This is a genomic window from Sediminimonas sp. (assembly GCF_024637375.1).
GTDB lineage: Bacteria > Pseudomonadota > Alphaproteobacteria > Rhodobacterales > Rhodobacteraceae > Sediminimonas.
Genome location: NZ_JAGXFK010000045.1, coordinates 23041 through 34663, shown reverse-complemented (window position 1 = coordinate 34663; position 11623 = coordinate 23041). Strand labels below are relative to the sequence as shown.

Here is an 11623-nt window from a genome sequence, read left to right as displayed (position 1 = left end):
AATCATGTTCATTCAGTTCGCACCGTGCCCTCAGCCCGCCAGGTCCAGCGCCGCCGCCAGAAGGGTCCGTGCATATTCGGTCCGCGGCGCCTCGAACACCTGCGCCGCCTCGCCGTATTCGAGGATGTCGCCTTCCTTCATCACCGCGATGCGGTGGCTCATGGCGCGCACCACGTTCAGGTCGTGGCTGATGAACAGGTAGGCCAGCCCGTGTTTCACCTGCAGATCGCGCAAGAGATCCACGATCTGCACCTGTACCGTCATGTCCAGCGCCGAGGTCGGCTCGTCCAGCACCAGCAGCTTGGGCCGCAGGACCATCGCCCGCGCGATGGCGATGCGCTGGCGCTGGCCGCCGGAAAACTCGTGCGGGTAGCGGTGCATCATGGCGGGGTCGAGGCCGACCTCCTCCATCACCTCGGTGACCATCTCGTGCTTGCTGCGCCCCGGCGCGACGCCGTGCACGCCCAGCCCTTCGGCGATGACCTGTTCGCAGGTCATGCGCGGGCTGAGGCTACCGAACGGATCCTGGAACACGATCTGCATGTCGCGGCGCAGCCGGCGCAGCTTGCGCGTCGACCAGCCATGCACGTCCTCGCCTTCGAACACCAATCCGCCCCGCGACGCGATCAGCCGCATGATCGCCAGCGCCAGCGTGGTCTTGCCCGACCCGCTCTCGCCGACGATGCCCAGCGTTTCGCCCACACGCAGGGTGATGGTGGCGTCGTTGACGGCGTGGACATGACCCACCGTGCGCTTGAGCAACCCTTTCTGGATCGGGAACCACACCCGCAACCCTTCGGTGTGCAACAGCTCGGGCGCGTCCGGGGCCACCGGCGCCGGGGCCCCCACGGCACGGGCCGCCAGCAGCTTGCGCGTATAGGGGTGTTCGGGCGCGTCGAAAATGCGGCTCGTCGAGCCGCTCTCGACGATTTCGCCGTCTTTCATCACGCAGACCCGGTCGGCGATGCGCCGAACGGTCCCCAGGTCGTGGGTGATGAACAGCAGGCCCATGTTCTCGGACGCCTTCAACTCGGCCAACAATTCAAGGATCTGCGCCTGGATGGTCACGTCCAGCGCGGTGGTGGGTTCGTCCGCGACCAGCACGTCTGGCTTGTTGGCCAGTGCCATGGCGATCATAACGCGCTGACGCTGGCCGCCCGACAACTGGTGCGGATAGGCATCCAGACGGCTTTCGGGGTCACGGATACCGACGCGGTTGAGCAGCTCGATGATGCGCGCGCGCGCCGGCGCGCCCACCAGACCCTGGTGCAGGGCCAGGCTTTCGCTAAGCTGTTTTTCCAGCCGGTGCAGCGGGTTTAGCGACGTCATCGGTTCCTGAAAGATGAAGCTGATGTCGTTGCCCCGCACCTTGCGCAGCAGCGCATCACTGGCGCCGATCATTTGCTGCCCGTCATAGGTGACCGACCCGCCCACCTGTGCCGCATCGCCCAGCAGCGACACGGTGCTGAGCGCCGTGACCGACTTGCCCGATCCGCTTTCGCCGACCAGCGCCAGCGTCTCGCCGCGCTCCAGCGCGAAGCTGACGCCGCGCACGGCACGGTTTTCCTGCCCGTCCTGGCGGAAGGTTACCGTCAGGTTCTCGACCTCCAGAAGGCTCATTGGAACGTCTTTCTCGGGTCGAAGGCATCGCGCACGCCCTCGAAGATGAACACCAGCAGCGACAACATGATGGCAAAGGTGAAAAACGCGGTGAACGCCAACCACGGCGCTTGAAGGTTCTGCTTTGCCTGCAACGTCAACTCGCCCAGGCTGGGCGCCGACGACGGCAGCCCGAAGCCCAGGAAATCGAGGCTGGCCAGCGTCGCGATGGTACCGGTGACGATGAAAGGCAGCATGGTCAGCGTCGCCACCATCGCGTTGGGCAGCATGTGGCGGAACATGATCACCATGTTGCTGACGCCCAGGGCCTTGGCCGCGCGCACGTACTCCAGGTTGCGCGCCCGCAGGAACTCGGCCCGTACCACGCCTACCAGCGCCGTCCACCCGAACAGCACCATGATGAACACCAGCAGCCAGAACCCGCGCCCCAGGATCGCGAACAGGATGATGATCACATAAAGCGCCGGCGTGGCGCCCCATATCTCGATGATGCGCTGGAATATCAGGTCCAGCCAGCCGCCGAAAAACCCCTGTACCGCTCCCGCCGTGATGCCGATCAGGCTGGCCAGCGTGGTGACCAGCAACGTGAACAGCACCGACAGCCGAAAGCCGTAGATCACCCGCGCCAGCACATCGCGCTTGGTGTCGTCGGTGCCCAGCAGGTTCTGTGAATTGGGCGGCAAGGGCGCCGCGCCGGGCCGGTCGACAGTGGTCTGGTAGGAATAGGGGATCGGCGGCCACAGCGCCCAACCCGCCGCGATGGCCTTGCCGTCGACCATCCCTGTCTCGGACTGCTCGATCAATTCCGACGGTCGGTCGAAACAGGCGTCCATCCCGCCGGTGGCTATCAGGCACTGCACCTCGGGATCGCGATAGATCGCCTCGGTCTGGAAATCGCCGCCGAACGCGGTTTCGGGGTAGAAGCTGAAGATCGGGGTGAAAAACTCGCCGCGGTATTGCACCAGGATCGGCTTGTCGTTCGCGATGAACTCGGCGAACAGCGACAGCCCGAACAACACCGAGAATATGATCAACGACCAGAACGCGCGCCCGTTGCGGCGAAAATTGCGCCAGCGGCGCCGGTTGAGCGGCGACATCCTCATCGCGCGCCCTCACGGCGCTTCTTCTGGCCACAACTATCCCGGGGGTGAGCCCGAAGGGCGAGGGGGCAGCGCCCCCATTTCGCCGCTGCCGCCACGCGCATCCGCTACCCCTCCCGCTTCTCGAAGTCGATGCGCGGATCGACGAAGACATACATCAGGTCCGACAGGATGCCGACGACCAGCCCGATCAGCCCGAAGATGAACAACGTGCCGAAGATCACCGGGTAGTCGCGCGCCACCGCCGCCTCGAAACCCAGCCGGCCCAGGCCATCGAGCGAAAAGATCGTCTCGATGATCAGCGAGCCGCCGAAGAACACGCCGATGAACACCGCCGGAAACCCGGCGATCACGATCAGCATCGCGTTGCGAAACACATGGCCGTAAAGCACGCGGGCCTCGCTCAGCCCCTTGGCGCGGGCGGTCATGACATAGTGTTTCTTGATCTCGTCGAGAAAGCTGTTCTTGGTCAGCAGGGTCAGCGTGGCAAAGGCCGATATGGTCGAGGCCGTCACCGGCAGCGCGATGTGCCACAGGTAGTCGACCACCTTGCCCATCAGGCTCAGGCTCTCCCAATTGTCCGAGGTCAGCCCCCTGAGCGGGAATATCTGCCAGTAGGAGCCGCCCGCGAACAACACCAGAAGCAGGATGCCAAACAAGAAGCCGGGGATGGCATAGGCCACGATCACCAGCGCGCTGGTCCAGGTGTCGAACCGGGTGCCATCGCGCACCGCCTTGCCGATCCCCATCGGGATCGAGATGACATAGGCGATCAGCGTCGACCACAGCCCCAGCGTGATCGACACCGGCATCTTTTCCAGCACCAGGTCGATCACGCTGATCGAGCGGAAATAGCTGTCGCCGAAATCGAGGCGCATGTAGTTCCACATCATCGAAAAGAACCGCTCCAGCGGTGGTTTGTCGAAGCCGAATTCGCGTTCCAGTTCCTCGATGAACTCGGGCGGCAGGCCGCGGGCGCCGGCGTAGTCGCTGTCGCCAGCCACCGCGGCGGCATTGCCGGCGTCGCCCGAGCCGGCAAAGCCCTGGAACACGTCGCCCTGCCCTTTTACCTGCGCGACGATCTGCTCGATCGGCCCGCCGGGTACGAACTGCACCAGCACGAAGTTGATGACCATGATGCCGATCAGCGTCGGAATGATCAGCAGCACCCTGCGCAGGATATAGGCGCCCATTTCCGCCCCCTCAGCGGCGCAACACGCCGGCGTCGATCAACGCCTGGTGCTTTTTCGCGTTGAACCACCAGATCGACATCTCGCCCAACCCCATCATCGGCGGGCTGTCATCGTAGGGGCGTTCATACATGTCGAACCAGGCGATGTTGTGGCTGGGCTTGTACCATTGCGGCACCCAGATGTGCATCGCCCTGAGCACCCGGTCGAGCGCCGAGACCGCGACCTTCAGGTCGTCGCGCGATTCCGCGCTTTCGATCGTCTTGATCAAACTGTCCACCGCCGGGTTCGATACACCCGCGATGTTGTTCGACCCCGGCGCCGTGGCCGCGTCCGAGCTGAACATGCCGCGCAGTTCTATCCCCGGTGTCATCGACATCGCGTAGCGCCGGGTAGTGATGTCGAAGTCGAACTTCTTCTCGCGCTCCTGCAACTGGGCGCTGTCGACGCGCACATAGCGCACATCGACCCCGAGGCGCTCGAGGTTCTGCACATAGGGGTTGATGATGCGCTCGAACGAGGCACTATCGTTGAGGATCTCGACGCTCAGGCGCTCGCCTCGGTCGTTGGTGCGGATGCCGCGCTCGCCCACCGTCCAGCCCGCCTTGTCCAGAAGACGGCTGGCACGGCGCAGCACGCGGCGGTCGGCGACGTCGCCGGGCTTGGATTCGATGGGAGTGAAGGCCGGTTCGGTGAACACCGCTTCGGGCAGGTGGTCGCGCAACGGCTCCAGCAGGGCCAGTTCGGCCTCGCTGGGCATGCCGGTAGCTTGCAGGTTCGAGTTCTCCCAGAGACTGTCGGTGCGCTCGTACAACCCGTAAAACAGGCTTTCGTTGGACCACTCGAAATTGAACGCCATGGAGATCGCCTTGCGCACGCGCACGTCGCTGAACTTGTCGCGGCGCAGGTTGAACCACCAGCCCTGCGTGCCCGCCGGGCGCCCGTCGGGCAGGGTCTCGACCTTGACATGGCCCTCCTGCACGGCCGGAAAGTTGTAGGCAGTCGCCCAGATGAGCGACTGGAACTCCTCGCGATAGGCATAGGCACCGCCCTTGAACGCCTCGAAGGCGGTGGTGTAATCGGCGAAGTATTCCACCTTGAGGCGCGCGAAATTGTTCTGGCCCACGTTCACGTTCAGATCCTTGGCCCAGTAGTCGTCACGCCGCTTGTAGGTGACGGAATTGCCGGCATCGACCTCCTCCAGCATGTAGGGTCCCGACCCCAGCGGCGGATCGAGCGTCGATTCACCGAAGTCACGGTCAGCGTAGTAGTCCTTGGAAAAGATCGGCAGGCCCGCCGCCGACAGCAGCAGTTCGCGCAGCGCACCGTTGGGGTTGAAGGTGAACTTCACCTTGTGGGGGCCGAGCGCCTCGACCGTTTTGAAATCCCGAAACAGTACCCGGTACGAGGGCTGCCCCTTGTCGCGCAGCGCCTCGTAGGAAAACACCACGTCCTCGGCGGTGACCTGGCTGCCATCGGAAAACCGCGCCTCTGGACGCATGTGGAAGATCGCCCATTCGCGGCTTTCGGGGTATTCGATCGTGTGCGCGACCAGCCCGTACATCGCGTCGGGCTCGTCCAGCCCGCCGGTCATCAGCGTGTCGAAGAACACCGTCGACAACGCCGCCGCGTTGCCCTTGAGGATATAGGGCGACAGGCTGTCGAAGGTGCCGAACGCCCAGGTCGAGAAGGTGCCGCCCTTGGGCGCGTCGGGGTTGACATAATCGAAGTGCTCGAACCCGCGCTCGTATTTCAGCTCGCCAAAGGTCGAAACACCGTGCGCCTTGATGATCTTCTGCTCCTCGGCCGCGTAGGCCGCGTCACCAAACCCCGCGACAAGCAGCGCAAGCAAGCCCAACAGCCCGGCGGCCGAAAACCGCGCGCAGCGCACCGAGGTCGGGCTGTTGCGTGTCTGGCGCATGTGTCCTCTTCCCTCTCGTCGGTCGGGCCTCCGGCGGGCCGGAGGCATCGACGGTCACGCTAACGGTGCCGGCGCCATGTGTTCAAGCGGCTTCACCTCACATCGTCTTGATAATGCCGGCGTCATTCCCCGGACAAGCGAAAGGCCGCCGTCCCCGGTCGGGATGGCGGCCCTGGTATCGCTCCGTCCCCGGCATGGTGCGGGGATCGCGGGTTATTCGGAAATGCTCTGAAGGTAGGAAATCACGTTGGCGCGGTCCTCGATATCGCCCAGCCCGGCAAACCCCATCTTGGTGCCCGGGGCGAAACCGGACGGGTTTTCCAGGAAGGCGCTCAGGTTCTCGGGTGTCCACACATCGGCCGCCTCGCTCAGGGCGCCCGAGTAGCTGAAGCCTTCCACGCTGCTCACATCGCGGCCGACCACGCCGAAAAGGTGCGGGCCGGTGCCGTTGGCGCCGTCCTCGATCGTGTGACAGGCGCGGCACTTGTTGAACACGCGCTCGCCCTTGCCGGGATCGGCGGATGCGAAAACTTCGCCGAAGTCGGGCGCCTCCTGCTCTGGCTCGGCGGGCGCTTCGGCGTCGGCGGTTTCGATCACATAGCCTTGGGCATGCTCACCGCCGTGGCCGCCCTCCGTCTGGTAGATCAGTTCAGCGGCCCAATTGCCGAGCAGGAATACCAGAAGCGCCCCGCAGAATGCGCCGACGGTCTTGGTAAGGGTCATCGTGTCAAGCATGTCTCGCCCGTCCGTTAGAAGCTGTCTGCGGCGCTATCTATCCGCTTCACCTTGTCTTGCGCAAGGTGTAGTTTGCGCGACCAAACGACCGCGCCCTCGCCAGATCGAAGGAAATTACCTTAAATGACCAACCGAATCGCGTTCCAGGGCGAGCCGGGCGCCTATTCCCACCAGGCCTGCCACATCGCCCGCCCAGACATGGAGGCACTGCCCTGCCGTACCTTCGAAGATGCAATCGAAGCGGTGCGCGAGGGCCGCGCCGACCTGGCGATGCTGCCGGTGGAAAACTCGACCTACGGGCGCGTGGCCGACATCCATTCGCTGTTGCCGCAATCAGGGCTGCACATCATCGACGAAGCCTTCGTGCGCGTGCATATCAACCTGCTGGCGGTGCCCGGCGCGCGGCTCGACCAGATCACCCATGCCATGAGCCACACCATGCTGCTGGGCCAGTGCAAGGACTTCCTGCGCCGCCACGGCATCCACCGCGTTATCGGGGCCGACACCGCCGGGTCGGCCAAGCTGGTGGCCGAAAAGGGCGACCCATCGCTGGCGGCACTGGCCGGCGACCTGGCCGGCGATATCTACGGGCTGGATCTGCTGGCACGCCATATCGAGGACAATCACAACAACACCACGCGGTTCCTGTTGATGGCGCGCGAGCCCGACCGGTCACGCCGCGGCGAGGCGGGGATGATGACCAGTTTCGTTTTCGAAGTGCGCAACATTCCCGCCGCGCTCTACAAGGCCATGGGCGGGTTCGCCACCAATGGCGTCAACATGACCAAGCTGGAAAGCTACATGATCGACGGCTCGTTCACCGCGACACAGTTCTATGCCGATATCGAAGGCCACCCCGACGACGAGAACGTGCGCCTGGCGATGGACGAACTGGCCTATTTCACCTCTTATATCGAGGTTCTGGGCGTCTACCCGGCCGATCCGAAACGCCGCTGAGTCGCCGGCCGCCCCGGTTCACCCCGGCGGCTGTCAGCGCTTCGCGCCAGTGCCGCCGGCGCGTTTCTTGCTGCTGGCGCCCTTTTCGGCCTGCGCAGTCTCCAGCGCATCAAGACGCGCCTTGAGCGCCTCATTCTCCTCGCGCGCCTTCTGCGCCATGGCGCGAACGGCGTCGAACTCCTCGCGGGTGACGAAATCGCGCTCGGCCAGCCAGCGGTCGATCATGGATTTCATCGCCGTTTCGGCCTCGGTACGCGCGCCCTGCGCCACGCCCATGGCATTGGTCATCAGTTGCGACATGTCATCGAGAAACTTGTTGCGCGTCTGCATTGCGGGTCTCCGGCTTTGGCTTTACCCCCTATATGGAGCGCGGCCGCCCCGGCCACAAGCGCGACATCGTCCCACACGCAAGGCAGGTGACCCCACATGCTGGCCATGATCCCCTTTCCCGACATCTCGCCCGAGATATTCACGATTCCCCTCTTCGGGCTCGAACTGGCGCTGCGCTGGTACGCGCTGGCTTATATCGTGGGCATTATCATCGCCTGGCGCACCTCGGTCGCGGCACTGCGGCGCCCGGCACTCTGGCCCGGGCAAACCCCGCCGATGACGCCCGCACAGGTCGAGGACCTGCTGACATGGGTGGTGGTGGGCATCATCCTTGGCGGACGGTTGGGATTCGTCCTGTTCTACCAACCGGGCTATTACCTGCAGAACCCTGTCGAAATCCTGCGCATCTGGCAGGGGGGCATGTCGTTTCACGGCGGCTTCCTGGGCGTGGTGGTCGCGGGACTGGCCTGGACGGCACGCCACCGCGTGCCGCGGCTTTCGGCATCCGACGCGATTGTCCTGGGCGTGCCGGCCGGGCTTGTGCTGGGCCGGATCGCCAATTTCATCAACGCCGAGCTTTGGGGCCGGCCGACCGACCTGCCCTGGGGCGTGGCCTTTCCCGGCGCTGCCGCGCAGGCCTGCGGCCAACCTTTGGGCGAAATCTGCGCGCGCCATCCTTCACAGCTTTACGAGGCGGCGCTTGAGGGCGCGGTGCTTCTGGCGGTGCTGTTGTGGCTGGGCTTTCGCCGCGGTGCGCTGCGGGTGCCGGGCCGCATCACCGGGGTGTTCCTGGCCGGCTACGGCGCCGCGCGCCTCGTGATCGAGCATTTCCGGCAGGCCGATGCGCAGTTCATCACCCAAGACAACCCGCTGGGTCATGTGCTGCGCCTCGGCGACTGGGGGCTGAGCATGGGGCAGCTTCTGTCGCTGCCGATGCTGCTGGCGGGGCTGGCACTGGTCGTGTTGGCGAACCGGTGGTCACGGGCTTGAGCGGGCTCAAGGCACACCTGCTGGCCCGAATCGCAGCCGACGGGCCGCTTTCCGTCGCCGACTACATGGCCGAATGCCTGCTGCACCCGGAATGGGGCTATTACGCCACCCGCGACCCGCTGGGCGCGGCGGGCGATTTCACCACCGCGCCCGAGATCAGCCAGATGTTCGGCGAACTGCTGGGCCTGGCGCTGGCGCTGGCATGGATGGATCAGGGCGCCCCGACACCGTTCGCGCTGGCCGAGCTGGGGCCGGGGCGCGGCACGCTGATGGCCGACCTGCTGCGCGCCACCCGCGCGGTGCCGGGCTTTCACGATGCCATGCGCCTGCACCTGGTCGAAGCGTCGCCGCCGCTGCGCGCCGCGCAGGCGCGCGCGCTGGAGGGCTACGCACCGCAGTGGTGCGACGACACGGCTGCGCTCCCCGACATGCCACTGTTCCTGTTGGCAAACGAATTCTTCGATGCGCTGCCGATTCGCCAGTTCGTCCGCGACGGCGACGGCTGGAGCGAACGCCGCGTCGGCGCGCGCGACGGGCAGCTTGTCTTCGGGCTCACCGAAGCCACGCCACAGGCGGTGCTGGCGCACCGCCTTGCAGACACCCGCGACGGCGATGTTGTCGAAATCTGCGCGCCGGGGCAGGCCGTTGCCGCCACTCTGGGCGCGCACATCGCGGCACGCGGCGGCGCGGCGCTGATCGTGGATTACGGCGACTGGCGCAGCCTTGGCGACACGTTCCAGGCGCTGCGCGGCCACGCGCCGGCCGACCCCCTGGCAGCGCCGGGCCAGGCCGACCTTACCGCGCATGTGGATTTCGAATCAGTGGCCCAAGCCGCCATGCCCGCCGCGCACTCGCGGCTTGTGCCGCAGGGCGTGTTCCTCGAACGGCTGGGCATCACCGCGCGCGCGCAGGCGCTGGCGGCCAAGCTGGAAGGCCCGGCGCTCGACGCGCATGTCGCCGCACATCGCCGCTTGACGCATCCCGATGAAATGGGGACGGTCTTCAAGGTAATGGCCTTGCATCCCGAACATAGCCCCCTACCCCCGGGGTTGAGCCGATGACGCTTGAGATTCTGACCGCCGATGCCCTCGCTCCGGTGCGCCACGGGTTCTTCACCCGGCGCGGCGGTGCCTCGTCGGGGGTGTTCGCCGGGCTCAACTGCGGCGTCGGCTCGTCGGACCAGTCCGAGATCGTGGCGATCAACCGCGCCCGCGTGGCCCGCGCCATGGAGGTGCCCGAGACGCACCTTGTCGGTGTGCACCAGGTGCATTCGGCCACCGCCGTGCCGGTTGATGGGCCGCCGGACGGCATGCCGCCACGCGCCGACGCCATGGCGACCGCCACGCCGGGGCTGGCGCTGGCGGTGCTGACCGCCGATTGCCAGCCGGTACTGCTGGCCGACCAGGAAGCGGGCGTGATCGGGGCGGCACATGCGGGCTGGCGCGGGGCGCTCGACGGGGTGCTCGAAGCCACGCTTGAGGCGATGGAGACACTCGGCGCCGACCGCGCCCGAACCAGCGCCGTGATCGGCCCCACCATCAGCCAGCGCGCCTACGAGGTGGGCCCGGAGTTCATGGACGAATTCATGGCCGACGACCCCGCCAACAGCCGCTTTTTCGCGCAAGGGCCGGGCGACCGGCTGCTGTTCGATCTGCCCGCCTTCGGCCTGCACCGCCTGCGCGATGCCGGAATCGGCCATGCCGAATGGACGCGGCATTGCACCTACTCGGATGCCGAGCGGTTTTATTCCTACCGCCGTGCCACGCACCAGAAGCAGGCCGATTACGGGCGGTTGATCTCGACCATCCGGCTGTGACCACCGCGGCGCAGGGCGCTGTGCAAAATCACCCTGATCCTGCCCCGAAGTTGCCGCATTGCCCGGCGACAGTATGGACAACAGGGATTATGCAAACCGCCCCTCTGCGAGGGGCACCAAGGCAGGAGAGCAGCCAATGCGCAAACAGCCCCGCTGGATGAAATCGGCGATCGCCGTCGCGAAATCCGAAACCGCCGCCCTGCCGTGGCAACGCGGCAGCCACCGCGCCGAAATGATCGGGCGCCGCCGCGCGCCGCAAGCCGCCGCACGCTGCGCCTGAAGCACATTGAGCGCCCCGGGCCGGGGCAAGCTGCCGCCCCGGCCAAGAGATTACCAGTGCCACCTTTGGTAATCGTCGGGAAACCGCCCCGCGCGCAACCGCGCCGGGGCGGTTTCCTTTTTTCTGCATCTCTCGGGGCGCCGGCCGGTGGGCTCAGGCCATCTGGCCCAACCGCGCCTCCAGCACCTCGAACGGTACGCCGGGCTCGTCCTTGGCGCCACGGATGACCAGCGAGGTCTTGACGCTGGCCACGTTATCGGCGGCGGTCAGTTCCTCGGTCAGGAAACTCTGGAAGGTGCTCAGGTCGGGCGCCACGCATTTAAGGATGAAATCCACCTCGCCGTTGAGCATGTGGCACTCGCGTACAAGCGGCCAGTCGCGGCAGCGTGCCTCGAACGCGGACAGGTCTGCCTCGGCCTGGCTTTGCAGGCCGACCATGGCGAATACCTGCACCTCGAAGCCCAGTGCACGCGGATCGACCTGCGCGTGATATCCACGGATATAGCCCTGTTCTTCCAGCGTCCGCACCCGCCGCAGGCACGGCGGCGCCGAGATCCCCACCCGGCGCGCCAGTTCGACATTGGTCATGCGCCCGTCGGCCTGCAACTCGGCCAGGATCTTGCGGTCAATCTCGTCGAGCCGGGACACGGTCATCGCGGGGACTCCTGTGGTGGAATGTGATTC

General features: G+C 65.9%; 12 protein-coding genes. 5 read left to right on the top strand and 7 right to left on the bottom strand.

Going from position 1 to position 11623, the window contains the following annotated elements; translation table 11 throughout:
• Positions 1-30: 30 nt before the first annotated feature.
• From Q0L89_RS06985 to Q0L89_RS06965, 5 genes are all read right to left on the bottom strand, one after another.
• Positions 31-1620 carry an ABC transporter ATP-binding protein gene (locus Q0L89_RS06985; protein WP_296763436.1) on the bottom strand — a complete coding sequence of 530 codons (1590 nt, stop codon included), beginning with the start codon at positions 1618-1620 and terminating at the stop codon, positions 31-33.
• Complete coding sequence (locus Q0L89_RS06980) at positions 1617-2723, bottom strand: ABC transporter permease (protein WP_296763435.1); 1107 nt, start codon at positions 2721-2723, stop codon at positions 1617-1619. Before Q0L89_RS06980 ends, Q0L89_RS06985 begins: the two co-directional genes overlap by 4 nt.
• A 104-nt stretch (positions 2724-2827) precedes the next feature.
• A complete protein-coding gene (locus tag Q0L89_RS06975; protein WP_296763434.1) occupies positions 2828-3913 on the bottom strand; it encodes a microcin C ABC transporter permease YejB in 1086 nt (361 codons plus the stop codon).
• A gap of 10 nt (positions 3914-3923) precedes the next feature.
• The gene (locus Q0L89_RS06970) at positions 3924-5831 is read right to left on the bottom strand and encodes an extracellular solute-binding protein (RefSeq protein ID WP_296763433.1); all 1908 of its coding nucleotides are present in this window, start codon (positions 5829-5831) and stop codon (positions 3924-3926) included.
• A 213-nt stretch (positions 5832-6044) separates the two neighbouring features.
• Complete coding sequence (locus Q0L89_RS06965) at positions 6045-6554, bottom strand: cytochrome c family protein (protein WP_366937902.1); 510 nt, start codon at positions 6552-6554, stop codon at positions 6045-6047.
• 135 nt (positions 6555-6689) lie between these two features.
• On the opposite strand from Q0L89_RS06965, the gene Q0L89_RS06960 reads away from it, so the two are divergent.
• Positions 6690-7523, top strand: coding sequence for a prephenate dehydratase (locus tag Q0L89_RS06960; protein WP_296763431.1), 834 nt, complete (start codon positions 6690-6692; stop codon positions 7521-7523).
• A gap of 33 nt (positions 7524-7556) precedes the next feature.
• On the opposite strand, the gene Q0L89_RS06955 is transcribed toward Q0L89_RS06960, so the two are convergent.
• Complete coding sequence (locus Q0L89_RS06955) at positions 7557-7853, bottom strand: accessory factor UbiK family protein (RefSeq protein ID WP_296763430.1); 297 nt, start codon at positions 7851-7853, stop codon at positions 7557-7559.
• Between the two features lie 96 nt (positions 7854-7949).
• Here Q0L89_RS06955 and lgt point away from each other — a divergent pair, with 96 nt between their 5' ends.
• The 4 genes from lgt to Q0L89_RS06935 all read left to right on the top strand — a co-directional run bounded on the left by lgt (position 7950) and on the right by Q0L89_RS06935 (position 10939).
• Entirely contained in the window at positions 7950-8843 is an 894-nt protein-coding gene (gene lgt, locus Q0L89_RS06950; protein ID WP_296763429.1) for a prolipoprotein diacylglyceryl transferase, read from the top strand.
• Positions 8840-9904 carry an SAM-dependent methyltransferase gene (locus Q0L89_RS06945; protein WP_296763428.1) on the top strand — a complete coding sequence of 355 codons (1065 nt, stop codon included), beginning with the start codon at positions 8840-8842 and terminating at the stop codon, positions 9902-9904. Before lgt ends, Q0L89_RS06945 begins: the two co-directional genes overlap by 4 nt.
• Positions 9901-10659: a peptidoglycan editing factor PgeF gene (gene pgeF, locus Q0L89_RS06940; protein WP_296763427.1), complete on the top strand. Its 759-nt coding sequence runs from the start codon at positions 9901-9903 to the stop codon at positions 10657-10659. The genes Q0L89_RS06945 and pgeF overlap by 4 nt, the downstream gene beginning before the upstream one ends.
• A 136-nt stretch (positions 10660-10795) precedes the next feature.
• Complete coding sequence (locus tag Q0L89_RS06935; protein WP_296763426.1) at positions 10796-10939, top strand: hypothetical protein; 144 nt, start codon at positions 10796-10798, stop codon at positions 10937-10939.
• Positions 10940-11092: 153 nt separating this feature from the next.
• Here the strand turns inward: Q0L89_RS06935 and Q0L89_RS06930 are convergent, their stop codons facing one another.
• Positions 11093-11593 carry an Lrp/AsnC family transcriptional regulator gene (locus Q0L89_RS06930; protein WP_296763425.1) on the bottom strand — a complete coding sequence of 167 codons (501 nt, stop codon included), beginning with the start codon at positions 11591-11593 and terminating at the stop codon, positions 11093-11095.
• Positions 11594-11623: the final 30 nt, after the last annotated feature.

What these genes read in the sequence shown, in the direction of transcription:
- lgt (WP_296763429.1), top strand. Translation starts at nt 7,950, where the DNA reads ATGCTGGCCATGATCCCCTTTCCCGACATCTCGCCCGAGATATTCACG.
- pgeF (WP_296763427.1), top strand. Translation starts at nt 9,901, where the DNA reads ATGACGCTTGAGATTCTGACCGCCGATGCCCTCGCTCCGGTGCGCCAC.
- Q0L89_RS06955 (WP_296763430.1), bottom strand. Translation starts at nt 7,853, where the DNA reads ATGCAGACGCGCAACAAGTTTCTCGATGACATGTCGCAACTGATGACC.
- Q0L89_RS06980 (WP_296763435.1), bottom strand. Translation starts at nt 2,723, where the DNA reads ATGAGGATGTCGCCGCTCAACCGGCGCCGCTGGCGCAATTTTCGCCGC.
- Q0L89_RS06970 (WP_296763433.1), bottom strand. Translation starts at nt 5,831, where the DNA reads ATGCGCCAGACACGCAACAGCCCGACCTCGGTGCGCTGCGCGCGGTTT.
- Q0L89_RS06930 (WP_296763425.1), bottom strand. Translation starts at nt 11,593, where the DNA reads ATGACCGTGTCCCGGCTCGACGAGATTGACCGCAAGATCCTGGCCGAG.
- Q0L89_RS06985 (WP_296763436.1), bottom strand. Translation starts at nt 1,620, where the DNA reads ATGAGCCTTCTGGAGGTCGAGAACCTGACGGTAACCTTCCGCCAGGAC.
- Q0L89_RS06935 (WP_296763426.1), top strand. Translation starts at nt 10,796, where the DNA reads ATGCGCAAACAGCCCCGCTGGATGAAATCGGCGATCGCCGTCGCGAAA.
- Q0L89_RS06975 (WP_296763434.1), bottom strand. Translation starts at nt 3,913, where the DNA reads ATGGGCGCCTATATCCTGCGCAGGGTGCTGCTGATCATTCCGACGCTG.
- Q0L89_RS06960 (WP_296763431.1), top strand. Translation starts at nt 6,690, where the DNA reads ATGACCAACCGAATCGCGTTCCAGGGCGAGCCGGGCGCCTATTCCCAC.
- Q0L89_RS06965 (WP_366937902.1), bottom strand. Translation starts at nt 6,554, where the DNA reads ATGACCCTTACCAAGACCGTCGGCGCATTCTGCGGGGCGCTTCTGGTA.